Annotated in this window: 17 protein-coding genes; 7 read left to right on the forward strand and 10 right to left on the reverse strand. The window is 63.4% G+C overall.

Annotated elements, in window-relative coordinates:
- Nucleotides 1-59 precede the first annotated feature (59 nt).
- The 6 genes from IE125_RS06730 to IE125_RS06755 all read right to left on the reverse strand — a co-directional run bounded on the left by IE125_RS06730 (nt 60) and on the right by IE125_RS06755 (nt 6,787).
- Nucleotides 60-773: a response regulator transcription factor gene (locus IE125_RS06730; RefSeq protein ID WP_189443900.1), complete on the reverse strand. Its 714-nt coding sequence runs from the start codon at nt 771-773 to the stop codon at nt 60-62.
- A gap of 6 nt (nt 774-779) precedes the next feature.
- Nucleotides 780-2,855, reverse strand: a complete 2,076-nt coding sequence (locus IE125_RS06735; protein ID WP_189443901.1) for a sensor histidine kinase — start codon at nt 2,853-2,855, stop codon at nt 780-782.
- The gene (locus IE125_RS06740; protein ID WP_189443902.1) at nt 2,824-3,540 is read right to left on the reverse strand and encodes an HAD family hydrolase; all 717 of its coding nucleotides are present in this window, start codon (nt 3,538-3,540) and stop codon (nt 2,824-2,826) included. Before IE125_RS06740 ends, IE125_RS06735 begins: the two co-directional genes overlap by 32 nt.
- 111 nt (nt 3,541-3,651) lie before the next feature.
- Nucleotides 3,652-4,494: a slipin family protein gene (locus IE125_RS06745; RefSeq protein ID WP_189443903.1), complete on the reverse strand. Its 843-nt coding sequence runs from the start codon at nt 4,492-4,494 to the stop codon at nt 3,652-3,654.
- The gene (locus IE125_RS06750; RefSeq protein ID WP_189443904.1) at nt 4,491-5,879 is read right to left on the reverse strand and encodes an NfeD family protein; all 1,389 of its coding nucleotides are present in this window, start codon (nt 5,877-5,879) and stop codon (nt 4,491-4,493) included. Before IE125_RS06750 ends, IE125_RS06745 begins: the two co-directional genes overlap by 4 nt.
- A gap of 203 nt (nt 5,880-6,082) precedes the next feature.
- The gene (locus tag IE125_RS06755) at nt 6,083-6,787 is read right to left on the reverse strand and encodes a haloacid dehalogenase type II (RefSeq protein WP_189443905.1); all 705 of its coding nucleotides are present in this window, start codon (nt 6,785-6,787) and stop codon (nt 6,083-6,085) included.
- 116 nt (nt 6,788-6,903) lie between these two features.
- On the opposite strand from IE125_RS06755, the gene IE125_RS06760 reads away from it, so the two are divergent.
- Together IE125_RS06760 and IE125_RS06765 are read left to right on the forward strand one after the other, a co-directional pair.
- Complete coding sequence (locus tag IE125_RS06760; RefSeq protein WP_189443906.1) at nt 6,904-7,908, forward strand: GlxA family transcriptional regulator; 1,005 nt, start codon at nt 6,904-6,906, stop codon at nt 7,906-7,908.
- Nucleotides 7,909-7,996: 88 nt separating this feature from the next.
- Nucleotides 7,997-9,283 carry a TauD/TfdA family dioxygenase gene (locus tag IE125_RS06765; protein ID WP_189443907.1) on the forward strand — a complete coding sequence of 429 codons (1,287 nt, stop codon included), beginning with the start codon at nt 7,997-7,999 and terminating at the stop codon, nt 9,281-9,283.
- A gap of 64 nt (nt 9,284-9,347) precedes the next feature.
- Here IE125_RS06765 and IE125_RS06770 read toward each other — a convergent pair whose 3' ends face one another.
- The 4 genes from IE125_RS06770 to IE125_RS06785 form a co-directional block, all read right to left on the reverse strand.
- Nucleotides 9,348-9,824 (reverse strand): thioesterase family protein, encoded by a 477-nt coding sequence (locus tag IE125_RS06770; protein WP_189443908.1) that lies wholly within the window; start codon nt 9,822-9,824, stop codon nt 9,348-9,350.
- A 17-nt stretch (nt 9,825-9,841) separates the two neighbouring features.
- Entirely contained in the window at nt 9,842-10,813 is a 972-nt protein-coding gene (locus IE125_RS06775; protein WP_189443909.1) for a 3-hydroxyacyl-CoA dehydrogenase NAD-binding domain-containing protein, read from the reverse strand.
- A gap of 93 nt (nt 10,814-10,906) precedes the next feature.
- Entirely contained in the window at nt 10,907-11,788 is an 882-nt protein-coding gene (locus IE125_RS06780) for a beta-keto acid cleavage family enzyme (RefSeq protein ID WP_189443910.1), read from the reverse strand.
- Nucleotides 11,789-11,956: 168 nt separating this feature from the next.
- Entirely contained in the window at nt 11,957-13,006 is a 1,050-nt protein-coding gene (locus tag IE125_RS06785; protein WP_189443911.1) for a GlxA family transcriptional regulator, read from the reverse strand.
- A gap of 97 nt (nt 13,007-13,103) precedes the next feature.
- Between IE125_RS06785 and tmpA the strand changes: the two genes are divergently transcribed.
- From tmpA to argC, 5 genes are all read left to right on the forward strand, one after another.
- Nucleotides 13,104-14,249, forward strand: a complete 1,146-nt coding sequence (gene tmpA, locus IE125_RS06790; RefSeq protein ID WP_189443912.1) for a 2-trimethylaminoethylphosphonate dioxygenase — start codon at nt 13,104-13,106, stop codon at nt 14,247-14,249.
- The gene (locus IE125_RS06795) at nt 14,246-14,824 is read left to right on the forward strand and encodes an HD domain-containing protein (RefSeq protein WP_189443913.1); all 579 of its coding nucleotides are present in this window, start codon (nt 14,246-14,248) and stop codon (nt 14,822-14,824) included. The genes tmpA and IE125_RS06795 overlap by 4 nt, the downstream gene beginning before the upstream one ends.
- Nucleotides 14,825-14,939: 115 nt before the next feature.
- Nucleotides 14,940-15,911: an ABC transporter substrate-binding protein gene (locus tag IE125_RS06800; protein ID WP_308430122.1), complete on the forward strand. Its 972-nt coding sequence runs from the start codon at nt 14,940-14,942 to the stop codon at nt 15,909-15,911.
- Between the two features lie 178 nt (nt 15,912-16,089).
- A complete protein-coding gene (locus tag IE125_RS06805) occupies nt 16,090-17,310 on the forward strand; it encodes a pyridoxal phosphate-dependent aminotransferase (protein WP_189443914.1) in 1,221 nt (406 codons plus the stop codon).
- A gap of 50 nt (nt 17,311-17,360) precedes the next feature.
- The gene (argC, locus tag IE125_RS06810) at nt 17,361-18,326 is read left to right on the forward strand and encodes an N-acetyl-gamma-glutamyl-phosphate reductase (protein ID WP_189443915.1); all 966 of its coding nucleotides are present in this window, start codon (nt 17,361-17,363) and stop codon (nt 18,324-18,326) included.
- Nucleotides 18,327-18,378: the final 52 nt, after the last annotated feature.

The following is an 18,378-nucleotide window of genomic DNA, read 5'->3' on the forward strand; positions in this document are numbered from 1 at the left end:
ACGGTCGGTGATTCATCGCTGAAACGCAAGAATTCGCGTTTCGAAAGGAAAAGGTTCCGTCAGGACGCCGCCTCGTCAGTAAATACGATCCCTTTACCGAAGATAGAACGAATGGGCAGATAAATTCCCTGCTGACGCGCCTTCTGGCGCAATCGGCTCAGGATGACATCGATCCTATGATTGTCGACCTCGTCAACGTATGTAAACAGGCGATCATGCAACAACTCTCTAGGAAAAACGTGATTGGCGGCAGGTATCAGGATATCGAGTAACGTCAATTCCTGCGGCGAAAGATGCAGCATCAATCCTGACGGCGTGATGAGGCAGGCATCAGCCAGACGAAGCCGCCAATTGCCGCTCTTCTCATCGGGCGATGAACCGTTTTGTAAACCTTTTGCTTCTTGAAGGCGTTTGCCCAACTCTTTCAGTGAAACCGCCAATTCCGAGAAGTTGACCGGCTTGACCAGAAAAAGATCCGCTCCCAGATCCAGACCTCTGAGCCGATCTTGTTGACCACCTCGAGCGGTCATGACGACCCGGCCGATGCCTGGCATCTGGTGAAGAAACTCCAGCATGCTGAAACCGTCTTCGCCCGGCAACCCGATATCGATCAACACGATGTCTGCCGGGTGGCGATGCAGCTGCTTCCAGAATATTTCGGCGTTAGCGGCATCCCATACCAAGAACCCTTGATTGGATAAGTAGAAACGCAGTTCCTCTCGTAGATCGTCGTTATCCTCGACAATCGCGATTCGCGGCAATGATGTCGTCATCGGCAACTACGACTCCAGTGGGTGACAGGGTAAAGTAAACTCGAAACGACAGCCGTTTGGCGAGTTGGACACGAGCGCCAGCTCACCACCGTGTGCGCGAGCGATTTGCCGGCTGACGAAAAGCCCCAACCCAAAACCCGACACCGAGGCGTTCGAACTTTCGACTCGGCGATAGCGTTCGAAGATGATCTCGACTCGATCCGTTGAAATACCCCTGCCCTGATCCTGAATGGAAATCGTCCAGGCATGTAAAGCACGTTTTAAACGCACCTCTATCAACCCGCCCTCACTATATTTAACGGCATTATCGATCACGTTGGAGACGGCAATTCGCAACAGCGCCGGGTCAGCCGTTATTCTTGGGCTGGATTTAGCTTCCAACGTGACTGTGCTTTCGACCAGTGCCTCATCCTCGAGCAACCTCCAGCGATGGTTATCCGAAAACTGCACCATGGCTACGGCCGACGATATAATCGGCCTAAGGTCGGTCGATTGCTTCATCAAAATCAGGCTGTCTGCAGAAATCCGCGCATCTGCCAAGCAATTATCGGTCAGCTGAACCAGTCGTTCCGTCGCCCTACCGATACGATCATGCCGCCGCGCAAGATTCATATCATCGAAACCAATGCTGCGTAGATTTTCCAGACTGGCTGCAATGACAGCCAGTGGTGTACGAAACTCGTGAGCGACCATACCCATGAACTGCCGCTGATGGAATGCAGCTTCTCGTTCGACCTGAAGTTCGCGCGCCAATTGAGCTCTCTCTCTCACCTCCTTTTGTTGCCGACGAATCTGATGCACGGCAATACCCATGACCAATAGCATATTGACGATCAGTGTGTATTGCCAGACATGATAGACCTCGATCGGAAACGGAAGCCAACCAGCTAGTGCCAACACTCCGTAAAAGGAGATGATTAAAAAAACGAAAGGTCCCAGACTCAGCACCAATCTCACGGTATCAAACCGATCGCGATACCAGAGAAAAAAGAAAGCAACAATAAAAACGACACTCGTGACAAGATAAACAACGGCCTGAATCCGAACAGCGAGACCATAAAAACCAAGAGGAATACTGAACAGCAGAAGTATTGTCAGCGCACAGCAATAGATAAAAAGCCGATAGATAGACGGGAGACGGCGCCGCAGATCGATCGCTTCGGCAGGCAACCATAAAGTGCATGTATAAAGAGCGAGCGTCAGCACGCTGGTGAGATAATGTTGAATCAGATGGCCAAAACTTGGCATAAGCCAAGAGAAATAGCCTTCAATACACGCCATTGTCAGAAAGGGAATCGACGTCGCCGTGACGGACCAAAGCAGACGGCTTTTGAAGGTGACTGACAGCACCAATGCCAACAGGCTGGAGATGATCGCCAACCCAAAGTAAAACGCGTAGAAAGAGGACGTTTTCGCTGCCTGCTCGAGAAAGAATTGTTCTTGCCAGAAGCCAAGTCGTAACAGCACTGCGCTGGTGCTTGCCACTCTGATAACTATTTCATAGCCACTCGGTGCGCTTTGACCTGCAGCCGGGGGTGGGGGCAACGCCATGACTGAAAATCGATAGTCGATATCCCCACGTGGGCCTGACAGCCTGTCCCCGAACCGTCGCTCATGCCACTGCCCGGTGGTGTGCGCACCGGCTACTATCGGACGATAAAAAATTCGCACGTCGTCGAGAAAATTTGGCTTGATCTGCAGAAGACGCGGCTGATCGCCGAACATCGACGCCGGGACCCTGATCTCAAGCCAGAATGCACTGGAAGTGTAGCCGCGTGAGAAGAGGCCATGCTGAAGACTGACCGACGGATTGGCTAGCGCCGTCAACATCTCATCGAGTGTCTTATCCGCAGTGGGGTCTTCAATCACCTTATAGGGAATATCGAAACCCAGTCGCAGTGGCTCCGCGGCAACTCCCGATCGGGGAGTTAGCGCCGATAAACCCAATAGAGTCACAAACAGCGCATATCCAAGAACGCACTGCATCACTCGTCGCACTGCATGAAAGCGTTTGATCTGCGGCCACGCCTGTCTCGATCCCTTCACGCCATCATGACCGCCATTCGAGAATCGGCCACCCACGCATCTTCGCGGTCTCGCGCAGTCGAGCGTCGGGTTGGGTAGCATGGGGATGATCGACGAATTCGAGCAGCGGCAGGTCATTGAAGGAGTCGCTGTAGCCCCAGGTCTCCCAACCCTCGGCGAAGCCGGTCTCGTGACTGGCCAGCCAGGCTTCGAATGCCTCGAGCTTGCCGTGTTGGTAGGTGAAGATGCCGGTCGGCTCACCGGTGAAGCGACCATCACTGTCGAACTCGGGCAGCGTGGCGAGCGCGCCTTCCGCGCCAATGGCCCGCGCGATCGGCTCGACCAGATGGTGCATGGAGGCGGAGATCACCAGCGTCGCGTGGCCATCGCGGGCGTGCTGATGCAAGCGCTCGACGCCGCCAGCCATCAATCTCGGACGCACGGCGCGCTCGACGAACGCTTCGACCTGCGCGCGAACCTCGTCACGCGTTCGCCCCTGGAGCGGCGACAGCGTAAACCGCAGGTGCGCTGCCATGTCGAGCGTGCCGGCATGATACTGACGATCGTGCTCGTGCATCTGCCGAATCATCGCCTCGCCATCCTCAACCCAGCCGCAAGCGATGATCCACTCGAGCCAGAGCTGGGTGCAGTCGCCGTCGAGCAGCGTGTCGTCGAGATCGAAGATGGCCAGTGCCGCGGGCGGATGCCCGGTCACGCTGGACGAAGCGGATGAGGTTACCAAGACCAGGGCTCCGGTAATGTCGTCGGGGAAGGACACAGCATACACATTCCGTATGACCTCGAAAGCGCCTGGCGGTATTCGGGTCGCCCATGCTCGTCGACAGCCGCCCGCTCATGACGACGCGTCGACGTCTCCACCCGTGCTCTGCGATCCGTCAGCTTTCTGCCCACCGCGACTCGCTCCGTCATCAGCGCCCCCGCTGCCAGTGAATCCCTGCATGGCCTTGAACGCTTCCATGATGTCCATCGGCAGCGGGAAGACGATGGTCGAGGCGTTCTTGTTGCTCATGTCGCTCATCGTCTGCAGGTAACGCAGCTGCAGCGCCGCCGGATTGGCAGACATCACATTGGCCGCTTCGAGAAGCTTCTCGGACGCCTGCATCTCGCCCTCGGCGTGAATCACCTTGGCCCGACGCTCGCGCTCCGCTTCGGCCTGGCGGGCGATCGCCCGAATCATGCTCTCGTCGAGGTCGACATGCTTGATCTCGACGTTGGCGACCTTGATTCCCCAGGCCTCGGTCTGGGTGTCGATGATCTCCTGGATATCGTCGTTCAGCTTGTCGCGCTCGGAAAGCATCTCGTCGAGGTCGTGCTTGCCGAGCACCGAACGCAGCGTGGTCTGCGCCAGCTGGCTGGTCGCATTAACGAAATTCTCGACCTGAATGATCGCTTTCTGCGGATCGACGACGCGGAAATAGAGCACGGCATTCACTCGCACCGTGACATTGTCCTGCGAGATGACGTCCTGCTCGGGCACATCCATGGTGATCACGCGCAGATCGACCACCTCCATCTTCTGCACGACCGGGATCAGAAAGAACAGTCCCGGTCCCTTGACGTCCTGAAAGCGGCCGAGGAAGAACACCACACCGCGGCGATATTCGGGCAGTATGCGAATCGATGCCAGCAACAGCAGTACCAGCAACACGATGGGAACCAGATAGGCGAACATCATCCTGTCTCCTCGTGGCCGCTGCGGCGACCATCACCCGTTGAGTTGTCGCCCGCCGCCGAGCCTTCCGGCTCGACGCGCACGGTCAGGCCTTCCAGCGCGATCACACGGACCGCGGTGCCCTCGAGTATCGAGCCTGTCCCGCGGGCCTGCCAGCGCTCGCCGTGCAGCAGCACCTTGCCGCGACCGCCGGAGAACGCGACCAGCGCCGTAGCTCTCGCGCCGATCAACTCCTCGCGCCCTGCCTGCGGGAGACGACGTCTGACGCGAATCAGTTTCAGCACGCCCCACAGGAGGAATCCTGCCGCGACCAGCGCCGTGCCGCCGATCAGCGGCCAAGCTATCGCACTGTTGGCTTCATTCATCAGCATCACCGATCCGATCGAGAACGCCGCGATGCCGCCGACACCCAGCGCCCCGAAGCTTGGCAGAAACGCTTCGCCGACGATCATGGCAAGCCCCAGCAACAGAAGGCCAAGCCCGGCCAGATCGATCGACAGCACCTGAAAGGCGAACAGCCCGAGCAGTAGACTGATCCCGCCGACAACGCCCGGCACCAGCGTGCCCGGGCTCGCCAGTTCGAAGACCAGACCGTAGAAACCGATCAGCAGCAGGCCGTAGGCAATGGTTGGCGTGGCGATCAGCGAGAGCAGCGCGGTACGCCAGCCCGGCGCCTCACGCGTCAGCGTCATCTCCTGTGTCGAAAGCGTCACGGCGCCTTGCTCGAGACTGACCGTCCGGCCGTCGAGCTGCGCGAGCAGATCGTCGAGATCGCTCGCGACGACGTCGATCACGTTCCGCGAGAGCGCCGACTGGGCATCGAGATTGGCCGCCTCACGCACCGCCTTCTCCGCCCAATCGGCATTACGGCCGTTGCGCTCGGCATAGTTGCGGATCTGCGCGACTGCATCCTCGATCATCTTGCGACGCATCGCTTCGCCGTTGGCGTCGGCGGCGTCGCTGTCCGCCTTGCGACCGCCACTGCCTATGGTCACCGGCGTCGCCGAGCCGAGATGCGTGCCCGGTGCCATGGCAGCGATCTGGCTGGCATAGAGCAGATAAGTGCCGGCGCTGGCTGCCCGCGCACCGCTTGGCATGACGTAGGTCACCACCGGCGCAGAACTGGAGAGAATCGACTGCCCCAGGCGCCGCATGGACTCGACCTGCCCACCGGGCGTGTCGAGTTCGATTATGACCAGCTCGGCGCCATTCGCCTCGGCATCGCGGATACCACGCTCGACGTAGTCTCGCGTTGCCGGGTTGATGCTGTCGTCGAGCGTCAGCACCAGCGCGTGACGTGCTTTCGCCGAGCCTGACTGCGCCGCCGCGTCCGGCAACGCCGCCTGAGCCGTCAGCAGCAGCGCACTCATCAGTACACCCAGCCGCATGGCACTGCCCCACGACAGCAACGACAGCCAAGGCGTCAGGCACGAATGCGCTGCAGAGGCTGTAGTAGAGGCAGGACGGGATTCGTCAGTCGGTCGGTTCATAGTCGCAGCGTAGCTGCTCGGGCGCCGTCGCGCTTGCGAGACAAGCTCTCGACGGCCAGACCGGGTCGACCAGACCGGGTCGATTCCGGTCTGGCGAAACGTCAATCGGGCAGCTTGCCCTCACGCTTCAACGTCACCGCGAACTGCTCGGCCAGCGCGCCGAGGTCCGGCGCCATCATGTCAGGCGGATCACCCCAGGGTTCGAACGGGAGATTGGGGTTGCGCTGCACCCAGGCCGCTCGCAGCCCCGCGTGTCGGGCGCCGATGATGTCGAACGGGTTGCTCGAGATCAGCCAGGTGTTCTCCGGCCGGCTATGGGTTCGCTTGCGCAGATGCGCGTAGACGACCGCGTCGGGCTTGAAGCGGCGGACTTCCTCCACGCTGACGATGTCGTCGAAGGCAGCCCGCAGGCCGGCGTTGTCGAACAGCGCCTCGACGCTCTGGCGACTGCCGTTGGAAAACGCCACGCAGCGCACGCCCAGCGCGCGAATACGCTCCAGTGCCGCCGGCACCTCCTCGAACGCCGGCAGGCGCCGGTAAGCGGCCATCAGCGTCTGCTTGAACTCTTCGCCGAAGCGCGTCCCACGCTCCTGGTCGACGAGATCCAGCGCCTCGCGCTTGCACTGGGCGAAATCGGCATAGGCCCCCATCAGTCCGCGCCGAAATGCGAATTCGAGCTGCTTGTCTCGCCAGCGCATGGCAAAGTTCTCCGCGTCGTCGCCAATGCGTGAGCGCAGCGTGACGACGACGCCTTGCGTATCGACGAGCGTGCCGTACACGTCGAAAGCGAGTACCGGTGTTTGCATGTGAAATCCTTGGTCAAAGTGTTTCGTCGTGCATTTTTTGTCACTATGACCGCATGAAAGCGGTCAAATTCCGAGTGAAATCATTGTTCTATTTTGTAAACGAAGAGTGACAAGAGATGCGCCTGGACTACGTCGGCCCGCTGCCGGAACCTGTCGGCTTTCTGCTCATTCCGCGCTTCTCGATGATGGCGTTTTTCGCCGCCGTCGAACCCTTGCGGATCGCCAACCGACTGGCCGATCGCGAGCTCTATCGCTGGACGCTGATCAGCGAAGATGGCCAGCCCGTCACGGCGAGCAACGGCATGACGCTGCTGGTCGACTGCGCCCCGGTCGATGCGCCGTCACTCCCGACACTGGCGGTGTGCGCCGGCTTCGAGCCGGAGCGCGATCTTTCCCGGCGCCTCGCCCAGTGGCTGCACCGTCTAGCCAGCGAGGGTTGCCTGCTCGGCGGCATCGATACCGGGCCGCTGCTGCTCGCCGAGAGCGGTCTGCTGGACGGCCATCGACTGACGCTGCACTGGGAGAGCCTGCCGGCATTTCGCGAGCGCTTTCCCGCACTCGACGCCGTCGAATCGCTGTTCGAAATCGATGCCCGTCGCTTCACCTGCGCCGGTGGCGCGGCGGCGATGGACATGACTCTCAACCTGATCGCCCAACGCCACGGTCAGACGCTCGCCGACGACATTTCGGAGCAGCTGATCCACGCCCGGCTGCGCCCGCGTCAGGATCAGCAGCGCTTGCCGCTGGCCAGACGCCTCGGAACCCACAAGCGGCCGCTGGTCGACGCTGTCGCACTGATGGAGCGACATCTCGAGCAGCCGCTGGGGATCCAGGCGCTGGCCGAACGTATCGGCCTCTCGCTGCGCCAGCTCCAGCGCCTGTTCGTTACCGAACTCGGCAAGCGCCCGCGCGACTACTATCTCGCGCTGCGTCTGGACCGCGCGCGCCACCTGCTCGAGGAGACCGATCGCGACATCCTGAGCATCGGCCTCGGCTGCGGTTTCGGCTCGGCATCGAGCTTCTCCCGCGCCTACCGCCAGCACTTCGGTCACTCGCCGCGCGGGGCGCGACGAGCCCTCGCTCAGGACGGCAAGCATGGCGGGCAAGGCAACGGCGAATAAGATCAAGTGAATGTCGGATTTGCTCAGATAGTCGTCTACCGAATCCGCCACGCTGGGAGCATCGCCCAACATTCAGGAACGATCGCCCATGACCTCTTCTGCCGACACCTCGATCACCACGTTCCAACCGTCCGACGCCGCAGCGGCACTGCCTCCGACGCCGGATTTCGACGTCTGGCCGATCGAGGTCGAGATCGCGAGTCTCTCCCACTCACCGGATATTCTGACGATCACCTGGCGGGACGGCCGCGTCAGTCGCTATCACGCCGTCTGGCTGCGCGAGAATGCCGCCGACGACAGCACCATCAATCCGGCGACCCGTGAACGTATCCTCGATCTCTCGACCCTGCCTGACTGGCCGACGCTCTCGGACTCGCGGCTCGAAGCCAACGGGGCGGTCACGCTGACCTTCGCCCCCGAGAACCGTACGCTCGCGTTCCACCCCGGCTGGCTGCGGGCCAACGACTACGACAACCGAAGCAATGCCGAGGCGCCGATGGTACCGACCCTCTCGTGGCTGGGCGCGGAGCGCGACGGGCCAGCGACGCTCGATGCCGCCCGCTGGATGGACCAGCCGCTGGAGGCTCATAGTGACGACCCGCTACTGCGCCAGGCACTCGAGGCGTTGATCGGCGAAGGCTTGGTGCGTCTTCGCCATCTGCCGACCGAGCCGGGCAGTCTCGAGGCCATCGCCCGGCGGATCGGCCCGCCCCGGCCAACCAACTTCGGTTATCTGTTCGACGTTCGCGCCAAACCGGACCCGGACTCCAATGCCTACACCTCGATCGCCCTGCCGCCCCACGTCGATCTGCCGACGCGGGAGTACCAGCCTGGCTTGCAGCTGCTGCACTGTCTGGAAAACGACACCGTCGGTGGCGAAGCGGTCATGATGGACGGCTTCGCTGTCGCCCAGGCCCTGCGCGAGCGCCATCCCGAGCACTTCGAGACGCTCACTCGCGTGCGCTGGTGTTACGCCAACACCGCCAAGACGACCGATTACGTCTGGTTCGACCCGATGATCAAGCTCGATGCGAACGGCGAGTTCGATGAGGTGCGCATCGCCGACTTCCTGCGCGGCCCGCTGATGGCGCCCTTCGACGATGTGGAGCCCGCTTACGCCGCGCTGTTGGCACTGCAGCGTCTGCTGCGAGAGCCGGCGTTCGCCCTGCGCTTCACCTACGCACCGGGGGATCTGGTGATCTTCGACAACCGACGACTGCTTCACGCTCGCGACGCCTTCGATGTCAGTCAGGGTGGCAGTCGCTGGCTACAGGGCTGCTATCTGGAACGCGACGAAGCGCGCTCCAGACTGCGCATGCTCAAGCGCGCCGAGCGTCGCGCACGACGGGATGCGTCAGGCGACTCGCCGCGTTAACGCGTCAATGCCTGCCCCGCGCGGATGCGCGGGGCGACGTGAATCGATTCCCGTCGTGGCCCCGTCAGCGCCGGATGCCGATACGCCGTCCCACAGCGCTCGGCCACGCTTCGCCCTCCTTGACGCTTGGCAGCCCCTCGACAGCGGCGACAACCGGCTCGGGAAGTGGCCCGGGGCGACCGCTGGGCACATCGATACCCATCAGCATCTGCTCGCTGGTCGCGAGCACGTCGGCGTCGGCATTGTTCAGCGTGAACAGCACGTGCAGGCGCTTGGCGTCGCTGTCCAGCAGCTGCATGTCGACCGCTAACGCCTCACCCCGATGCGCCTCCTGGCGGTAGCAGAGATGCGTCTCGAGGGTGTAGATCGTGTAGCCGTGCTCGGCGCGGCCGGCCTCGCCAAGGCCGATGCGATCCATCAGCGCCTCCACCGCCAGCGAGAACACCCGGGCGTACTCGGCATCGTTCATGTGGCCGTTGTAGTCGACCCAGGCGTCCGCCACCCGGGTCTTGAACAATGGCTTGTCCGATATCGTGGTCATCAGATGCGCCTCGTTGATTAAATACGGCTCTGGAGCCCTTCGGCCTCCGGCCAATACTTCTGCGTCAGTTCCAGTAGCTCGGTGAGGAACGCATCGCGGCGCGTCTCGAGCTCGGCGACGCTGCGCCCGGCGGCCTGGTGCTCGCAGCCATCGGCGACCTTGTCGATCAGCTCCTCGGTCAGCTCCGGCGCTTCCAGCTTGGTCCACGGCAGTTTCAGCGCCGGGCCGAACTGATGCAGCATGTGACGCATACCGCCATCGCCGCCGGCGAGATGGAACGTCAGGAAAGTCCCCATCAGCGACCAGCGCAGACCGCAGCCGTAGACCACTGCCGCGTCCACCTCTTCCGTCGTCGCCACACCGTCATTAACCAGGTGCAGCGCCTCACGCCACAGCGCCTCCATCAGGCGATCGGCCACGTGGCCCTCGATCTCGCGACGCACCACCAGCGGACGCATACCCATTGCCGCGTACTGCGCCTTGGCACGTTCGGTCACCGCTGGTGAGGTGTGCTCGCCGCCCACCAGCTCCACCAGCGGCAGCAGATAGACCGGGTTGAACGGGTGCGCGACGATTACGCGACCCGGCGCCTTGGTGCACGCCGACTGCAGATCGCTCGGCTTGATCCCGGAGGTCGAGGACCCGATCACCACTTCCGGCGCGGCCAGCGCATCGAGCTCGGCGAGCGTTGCGCGTTTGATCTCGAGTCGTTCGGGCACGTTTTCCTGGATCAGCTCGGCGCCCTCGACCGCCGCCGCCAGCGAGTCGACGAAGGTCAGCGCGTGTTGATCGGCGTTATCGGCCAGACCCAGGCGCTCGAGCGCCGGCCAGGCGCGGGCGACGAAGGCACGCGTGCGCTCGGCGGCGGTGGGGTCGAGGTCGAAGGCGGTGACGCGGCAGCCGGCCGCCAGCGCGCGAGCGATCCAGCCGTTACCGATGACACCGGTGCCGATGACGGCGACGGTGCGGGGAAGTTCGGAAGCAGTCATTGAGACACTCCAGGACGGTACGAAAAAAGGGATCGGCGGACGTGCCAAAGAGAGCAGGCACGCCCGCCAACGAAGGCGGCGTTCAGGCGAGAATCAGGGGTTACGTAGCGACAAGGATTCCCGAGTCTGCGCCGGCGTCTGCACCCTGCCGCCGAGATTCTCGGCGATAGTGACGGCACGCTCGACCAGCTGGGCGTTGGTCGCGAACACGCCCTTGCTCAGATAGAGATTGTCTTCCAGGCCCACGCGCATGTGCCCGCCCAGGATCATCGACTGCGCCGCCATCGGGAACTGCTGGCGGCCGATACCGAACGCCGACCAGATGGCGTTGTTCGGCAGCTTGTTGCGCATCGCGAGCATGGTTTCGGTGTCGGCTTCGGCGCCCCACGGGATACCCAGGCAGAGCTGGAACAGCGGATCGCCGTCGATCAGCCCTTCGTCGACCAATTGACGGGCAAACCAGACGTGTCCCAGATCGAAGCACTCGAGTTCCGGCTTGACCCCGGCCTGCTGAATCAGCCGCGCGTGTTCGCGCAGCCAATCGGCCGTGTTGAGATAGACCATCTCGCCGAAGTTGAGGCTGCCGCAGTCCAGCGTGCAGAGCTCCGGCAGCAGCTCGCCTACCGGGTGGTGACGTTCGGCGGCGGTCTGTAGATCGGTGCCCTCGAGACCGTGGATCACGCCGTCGCGGATCTCGGGAAAGAGGTCACCGCCACCGCCGGCGGTGATGTTGATGACCGCATCGACGTCGGATTCCCGGATGCGCTCGACGACTTCACGGAAATGGTCCGTCGAGTGGCTGACACCACCGGTTTCCGGATCCCGCACGTGAAGGTGAACGATGCTGGCGCCGGCGCGGGCAGCGTCGAGCGCACTGTCGGCGATCTGCTTGGGCGTGATGGGCAGGTCCGGATGCTTGCCGGCGGTATCGCCGGCACCGGTAACGGCACAGGTAAGAATGACGTCGCGATTCATGAAAATCTCCCGGGTCGCGCCTCGTCATGCCAATGACGGAGGCCTGGAACAGTCGCGCCGAACGGCACGTCGATGGCTCCATTGTGCGCGGAACTTTCGACGAAAGTTGACACTAAGCGCCGCCGTATTTCCATGAAACGACAATCGTCGGCAGTGCCGACCCGAAGGTTATCGGCCTCGCCCCGCGGTGGTGCTCGGCGATTCCCCGAAGCGCGCCCGATAGGCGCGGGAGAAGTGGGCGGGCTGGAGAAAACCGGCCGCGAGCCCCGCCTGCGTCACGCTGGCTCGGCTGTCGGCGAGTATCTGGTAGGCCCGATCGAGGCGCAGCGAGAGGTATCGTCCTTTGGCCGTCTCGCCGGCATAGCGCTGGAACAGCCGGTTCAGCTGGCGCTGGGACTGCCCGACCCGCCGGCAGATCTCCGGTATCGGCAATGGTTGCGCCAGATTGGCCTCCATGATCGCTTCCGCGCGGCGCACGCTACGGGGGCGAAAATCGCCGGGGGCCGGCTCTGCCGTCAGTACGAACCTGCCGCGCTCATCGACACTGCCATTGCGCCCGGCGTCTGGCATGGCGGCAGGCCGTGAGTGGACGAGCTGGCGGCTGATCGCCGCAACCAGATTGGCGCCCTGCTCACGTTCGATGAAGGCCATCATCAGATCGAGACTCGAGGCACCGCCACCGCCGGTCAGACGCTGCCGGTCGAAGCGATAGCGCGCCTCGCTCAGCGCGAGCATGGGGAACTCCTCGATGAACGCCGGACGGCTTTCCCAGTGGAGCGCGACTTCGTAGCCCTCCATCAAGCCGGCACGAGCCAGAATGAAGGCGCCGGTTTCGAGCCCCGCCAGCAGGCCGCCGTGCGCCGCGACCTGACGCAGCACCGCCCACTGCGCCGCCCCGGCGGCAGCCTCCGGCTCGTAGGAGGCAACCACGAAGAGGTTGTCGTAGATCGGCGCCTGATTCAGGGCAGCCTCCACGTCGACCCTCACACCATTGCTGGCCACGACCGGCTCACCGTCGCTCGAGTAGAGCCGCCAGGCGAACAGCGCACGCCCGAACCGGTTGGCCACGCGCAGTGGCTCCAGCAGGCAATAAAGCGTGAGCATCGAGAACTTGGGCAGCAGCCACAGGTTCACCGTCACGTCGGCCTGCGCCGGCGAGAGAACGGGCGGCAGGTCGGGTCGCGGGTAGAGCCATTCGGGGGTATCGGGGGACGTCATGGCCAAAAATCTCTCAAGGTTGGCCAAAAAGATCAAATCCGGCGAGCGTGCCAAGCCTAGGATGAAGTCAACACGCTTGCACAACAAGAGATGCCGCATGGAACTCTACGTCGAAATCATCCCCGATACCGACGGGCGCCAGCTTCGTGTCGCCTGGCACGACCGGGAAGTTCGCTACCACGCGCTGTGGCTGCGCGAGCATTCGCCGGATGCCGAAACGCTCGACCCGCGCACCGGTCAGCGGCTGATCGAGGCCGCCGCGCTACCGCTCGATATCGCGCTCGTCGAAGCCCGTCAGGAGAGCGAGACGTTGCGTCTCGTCTTCAGTGACGGCCATCGCGCCCGATTCCCCCTCGCGGACCTGGCCGGACCGCCACCGGTGACCGAACGTGAACGCTGGGATGCCTCGCTCTCCGCGCTACCGGTGGCCGATTTCGACCGCGCGATCGACAGCGACCATGCGCTGCTCGACATGCTGGAATCGCTCGAGCGCTTCGGCTTCGTCAAGGTTCGCGGGGTCCCGCTCGAGCTGGAGGGCATGATGCCGCTGGTCGCGCGCCTTGGCCCGCTGCGACGGACCAATTGGGGCGGGATCGCCGACGTCAAGTCGATCGCCGAAGCGTTCGACCTGACCATGACGCAGCGCGGCCTGGAGCCGCATACCGACAATCCCTACCGCGATCCGATTCCCGGCTATATCTGGCTGCACTGCCTGAGCAACGCCGACAGCGGCGGCGACAGCACGCTCGCGGACGGCTTCATGGCAGCACAAAGACTGCGACGGGAGCATCCCGACGCGTTCGACTGCCTGACGCAGACCCAGGTCCGCTTTCGCTACCGTGACGAAGAGGCTCATCTCGAGAGTGAGGGACCACTGATCGAACTCGACAGCGCGGGCCGAGTCGTTCGTGTGCGCTACAACAACCGCACCGAACGCATCCCACCGCTGCCGCCTGAGACGCTCGCTCGCTACTACGCCGCGCGGCGTCAGTTCTTTGCCCTGATCACCTCGCCGGCGCTGACGCTGACGCCGAAACTCGCCCCCGGGGAGATGCTGATCATGGACAACTACCGCCTGCTGCACGGACGCACCGCCTTCCATCTCACCCAGGGTGTACGCCACCTGCGTCAGGGCTACGTCGATCGCGACACCACCGCGAGCCGACGCCTGACGCTGCGTCGCCAACTCGCCCCGGTCTCCTCGACCGGCCCGCAAGCCACCGAATCCAGGGAGTCCGCATGAGCGCCAGCTTCACGCGTTTCGACGAAAGCCAGGTCGATGACTGGCAGGAGATCGACGCTCGATTCCGCGAGTATCGCGAGGGGGTCGTGCCCCGTGTGATAGCCCATCTCGACCGCCTGCGCGGCGACACGCACGGCTATCCGGTCGACCGCTACACCCACTGCCTGCAGACTGCCACCCGTGCCGAACGTGCAGGCGCCGACGAGGAGACGATCGTCTGCGCTCTGCTGCACGATATCGGTGACGATCTCGCGCCGGACAACCATGCCGAGATCGCCGCGGCGATCCTCGAACCCTTCGTCGATCCTCTGAATCTCTGGATGATTCGCCACCACGAACTGTTTCAGGGGTATCATTACCGCCACTTCTACGGCCTGGATCGCCACGTCCGCGAGGACTACCGCGACCATCCAGGGTATGCGCGCACCGTGCGTTTCTGCGACGAATGGGATCAGACCTCGTTCGATCCAGACTACGACACACTGCCGCTATCGCACTTTCTGCCGATGCTGGAGCGCGTCTTGGCACGCCCGCCCTTCGAAGGCGCGGGGCTGCCCGATATCCAGGCCGACTGAAGGCCCGTGTCGCGAGCCAGAGGGGGCTACGCGGCAGACCGCGATGGATAGATCGCAATGGACAGATCGCCACGATAGACCAGCACGATTTTTTCTATAACAACGAGGAGTCTCCATGACACGACGCAACACGACACCGGGATTCGAGATGCCTGGCGCCAAGGCCCTGCTCGGCGCGGCACTGCTCTCCACCGCGCTCACCGCGCCCTTGGCCATGGCCCAGGACAAGGCGGACAGCGTGAGCTTCGTCGTCCCGCCCTGGCCGGGCGTCACCGTCAAGACCGAAATCTTCAGCCAGCTGATCGCACCGCTCGGCTATGACAGCGAGACCCAGGAGCTGAGCAGCACCGTCGGTTACCAGACGCTGCAGACTGGCGACAGCGATGTCTTCCTGGCCGCCTGGATGCCGGCCCAGCAAGAGAGCCACGACAGCGCCATGGCCAGTGGCAAGGTCGAGGATCTGGGCAACAACGTCACCGGCGCGCAGATGGGCTTCGCCGTTCCCGGCTATGTCTATGATGCCGGCGTTCACAGCGCGGCGGATCTCGATCAGTATCGCGACAAGTTTGGTGGGCGCTTCTACTCGATCGAATCGGGTTCGACGGTCAGCGAGTTCATCAACCAGGCGCACGACGACGACACCTACGGCCTCGGCGACTGGCAGATTCTCGAGTCCTCGACCCCGGGCATGCTCTCGGAGGTCGCCTCCGCCTTCAAGGACAAGCGCTGGGTCGTCTGGTACGGCTGGACGCCGCACTGGATGGCGCCCGCCTACGACATGCACATCCTCGATGACCCGAAGAGTGTCTACGGCCCGGACAACGGTGCCAGCGACGTGCGCACCATCGTCAACAAGGCCTTCGCCGAAGCCAACCCGAATCTGCTCACGCTGCTCAAGCAATTCACGCTGACGGCCGACGAGCAGAGCGAGTTCATCGACGGCTACAGCCGCCAGGAGCGCGATGCCGAAGACGTCGCCCGCGAGTGGCTGCAGAATCATCCGGATCGCGTGAAGACGTTCCTGGATGGCGTTACCACGCGCGATGGCAAGCCTGCCTTCGAGGTCGTCGAGGCGAGCCTCGAGTGATTCGTCCCGTCATCGGCGTGAAAAACGCCACATCGGGAGGAGTCGACTCAGCTGGATAAACTGAAGCAAGACGCGCTGCCGCCCGGCAGCGCGTTTTTTTGTCCCTGCCGATTGTCGACGGTTCTCGAAATCCGACAGGGGCGCTAGGCTGGTGGCACGCCCGACATCAGGACCGATCATGCATTACGCCGCTCTGACTCAACGCATCGCCGGGGAAGGCGCCAGCGCCTGGAATATCCATTTCCGTGCCAAGGCGCGTCAGGCCAGCGGCGAGGACGTCATCATCCTCTCCGTGGGCGATCCGGACGCCGATACCCCGCCGGCGATCGTCGACGCGGCAGTTTCCAGCCTGCGCAGCGGCGCCACCCACTATGCCGATGTCCAGGGCAAGCCGCCGCTGCGCGAGGCGATTGCCCGGCACCACCGCGCACGCGGTGGCCACGGCGAGGCGGGCGCCGAGAACGTGGCGGTGCTGGCAGGCGCCCAGTGCGCCCTCTACGCCACGGCGCAGTGTCTGTTCGATCCCGGTGATGAGGTGATCGTGCCGGAGCCCGCCTACGTCACCTACGAGGCCGTGATCCAGTCGACCGGGGCGACGCCGCGCTGGATTCCGCTCTCGCCGGAGACCGGATTCCAGCCGCGCGTCGAGGACCTGAAGGCCGCGATCGGTCCGCGATCTCGAGCGATCCTGCTCAACAGCCCGCACAACCCGACCGGTCAGTGCCTGACCGCCGAACAGTGGGAGGAGATCGCCGCTCTCTGCCGCGATCACGATCTCTGGCTGATCGTGGATGCGGTCTATGCCGATCTGATCTTCGACGGCGAGCATGTCAGCCCGGATGCATTGCCCGGCATGTGCGAGCGCACGGTGATCATCAGCAGCCTCTCCAAGTCTCACGCCATGACCGGCTGGCGCCTCGGCTGGGCCGTCGGCCCGCGTGAGCTGATGGCGCATCTGGTCAATCTGGCACTCTGCATGCTCTACGGCAGCCCGTCGTTCATCCAGGACGCCGCGGTCGCCGCGCTCGAAGACGCCCCAGCGGCGCTCGACACCATGCGCGAGACTTACCGCGAACGACGCGATGCCGTCGTCGAGACGCTGGCGTCGAGCGAGGTCATCGCCACGCTGACGCCCGCCGCCGGCATGTTCATGATGATCGACATTCGCGCCACCGGCCTCAGCGCCCACGCCTTTGCCGATCGCCTGCTCGATGACTACGGCGTCTCGGCACTCGCCGGCGAGGCATTCGGCGCCTCCGCTGCCGGTTTCATTCGACTGAGCCTGACGGTGCCGGCCGCGCGACTGCGTGAGGCGTGTCAACGACTGGAGCGCTGTGCGCGCGAGTGTCAGGCCACCTCCAGACTGGCGCAGCGCCCGCTAGACGGCATGACAAACTGAGCGCAAATCCGCACAATAGACCGACTGATCACCGGCCGGAAAGCACACTCATGGCAGCCTCTGCAAACGCTACGTTCAAGGTCTACGTCGACGGACAGGAAGGGACGACAGGGCTTCGCCTGTTCGAATACCTCGACGCCCGTGACGATATCGAGCTTCTGCGCATCGATAGCGACAAGCGCAAGGACCCGAACGAGCGTGCACGCCTGCTCAACGCGGCCGACGTCGCCTTTCTCTGCCTGCCGGATGCGGCCTCGCGCGAGGCGGCCGCGATGCTCGACAACCGCGACACCTGCCTGATCGACGCGAGCAACGCCTTCCGCACCGCGGCCGACTGGGCCTACGGACTGCCGGAACTGCATGCCGCCCAGCGTGATGCGATTCGCGCCAGCAAACGTATCGCCAACGTCGGCTGTCACGCCAGCGCCTTCATCCTGCTGGTGCGTCCACTGATCGATGCCGGCCTGCTGCCACCGGATTATCCGCTCTCGGCCTTTTCGCTGACCGGCTACAGCGGCGGCGGCAAGAAGATGATCGCCGAGTACGAAGGCGACGAGAACGGGCACCTGCTGGCGCCGCGTCCGTACGCCATGGCTCAGGGACACAAGCACCTCGACGAGATGCGCGTTCACGGCGGGCTGTCGCGCCCACCGGTGTTCTCGCCCATCGTGGGTACGTACCTCAAGGGGCTCTCGGTCAGCGTGCCGCTTCAGGTCGCGGATCTGGCCCCGGGCTGCAGCGCCGAGCGTCTGCTCGACGTCTATCGGGAGCGCTATCGCGACGAGCCGTTCGTCCAGGTCCACCCCTACGCCGACATGGACAACCTGAACAACGGTTTCTTCGACGTGCAGGGCAGCAACGACACCAACCGCGCCGATCTCTTCGTGTTCGGCAACGAAGAGCGACTCTGTCTGGTGTCGCGGCTCGATAATCTCGGCAAGGGCGCGGCAGGTTCGGCGATTCAGAACATGAACGTCCATCTCGGGCTCGACGAGACGACCGGACTGACCGCCTGACCGCGTCAGCGATGTCGTCAGGAAATCGCCCGCGCCGATGCTCGGCGCGGGC

This window comes from Salinicola rhizosphaerae, from assembly GCF_014652715.1.
In the GTDB taxonomy this organism is placed as follows: Bacteria; Pseudomonadota; Gammaproteobacteria; order Pseudomonadales; family Halomonadaceae; genus Salinicola; species Salinicola rhizosphaerae.

What these genes read in the sequence shown, in the direction of transcription:
- IE125_RS06795 (WP_189443913.1), top strand. Translation starts at nt 14,246, where the DNA reads ATGAGCGCCAGCTTCACGCGTTTCGACGAAAGCCAGGTCGATGACTGG.
- IE125_RS06770 (WP_189443908.1), bottom strand. Translation starts at nt 9,824, where the DNA reads ATGACCACGATATCGGACAAGCCATTGTTCAAGACCCGGGTGGCGGAC.
- tmpA (WP_189443912.1), top strand. Translation starts at nt 13,104, where the DNA reads ATGGAACTCTACGTCGAAATCATCCCCGATACCGACGGGCGCCAGCTT.
- IE125_RS06775 (WP_189443909.1), bottom strand. Translation starts at nt 10,813, where the DNA reads ATGACTGCTTCCGAACTTCCCCGCACCGTCGCCGTCATCGGCACCGGT.
- IE125_RS06760 (WP_189443906.1), top strand. Translation starts at nt 6,904, where the DNA reads ATGCGCCTGGACTACGTCGGCCCGCTGCCGGAACCTGTCGGCTTTCTG.
- IE125_RS06730 (WP_189443900.1), bottom strand. Translation starts at nt 773, where the DNA reads ATGACGACATCATTGCCGCGAATCGCGATTGTCGAGGATAACGACGAT.
- IE125_RS06750 (WP_189443904.1), bottom strand. Translation starts at nt 5,879, where the DNA reads ATGCGGCTGGGTGTACTGATGAGTGCGCTGCTGCTGACGGCTCAGGCG.
- IE125_RS06805 (WP_189443914.1), top strand. Translation starts at nt 16,090, where the DNA reads ATGCATTACGCCGCTCTGACTCAACGCATCGCCGGGGAAGGCGCCAGC.
- IE125_RS06745 (WP_189443903.1), bottom strand. Translation starts at nt 4,494, where the DNA reads ATGATGTTCGCCTATCTGGTTCCCATCGTGTTGCTGGTACTGCTGTTG.
- IE125_RS06800 (WP_308430122.1), top strand. Translation starts at nt 14,940, where the DNA reads ATGACACGACGCAACACGACACCGGGATTCGAGATGCCTGGCGCCAAG.
- IE125_RS06780 (WP_189443910.1), bottom strand. Translation starts at nt 11,788, where the DNA reads ATGAATCGCGACGTCATTCTTACCTGTGCCGTTACCGGTGCCGGCGAT.
- IE125_RS06765 (WP_189443907.1), top strand. Translation starts at nt 7,997, where the DNA reads ATGACCTCTTCTGCCGACACCTCGATCACCACGTTCCAACCGTCCGAC.
- IE125_RS06755 (WP_189443905.1), bottom strand. Translation starts at nt 6,787, where the DNA reads ATGCAAACACCGGTACTCGCTTTCGACGTGTACGGCACGCTCGTCGAT.
- argC (WP_189443915.1), top strand. Translation starts at nt 17,361, where the DNA reads ATGGCAGCCTCTGCAAACGCTACGTTCAAGGTCTACGTCGACGGACAG.
- IE125_RS06785 (WP_189443911.1), bottom strand. Translation starts at nt 13,006, where the DNA reads ATGACGTCCCCCGATACCCCCGAATGGCTCTACCCGCGACCCGACCTG.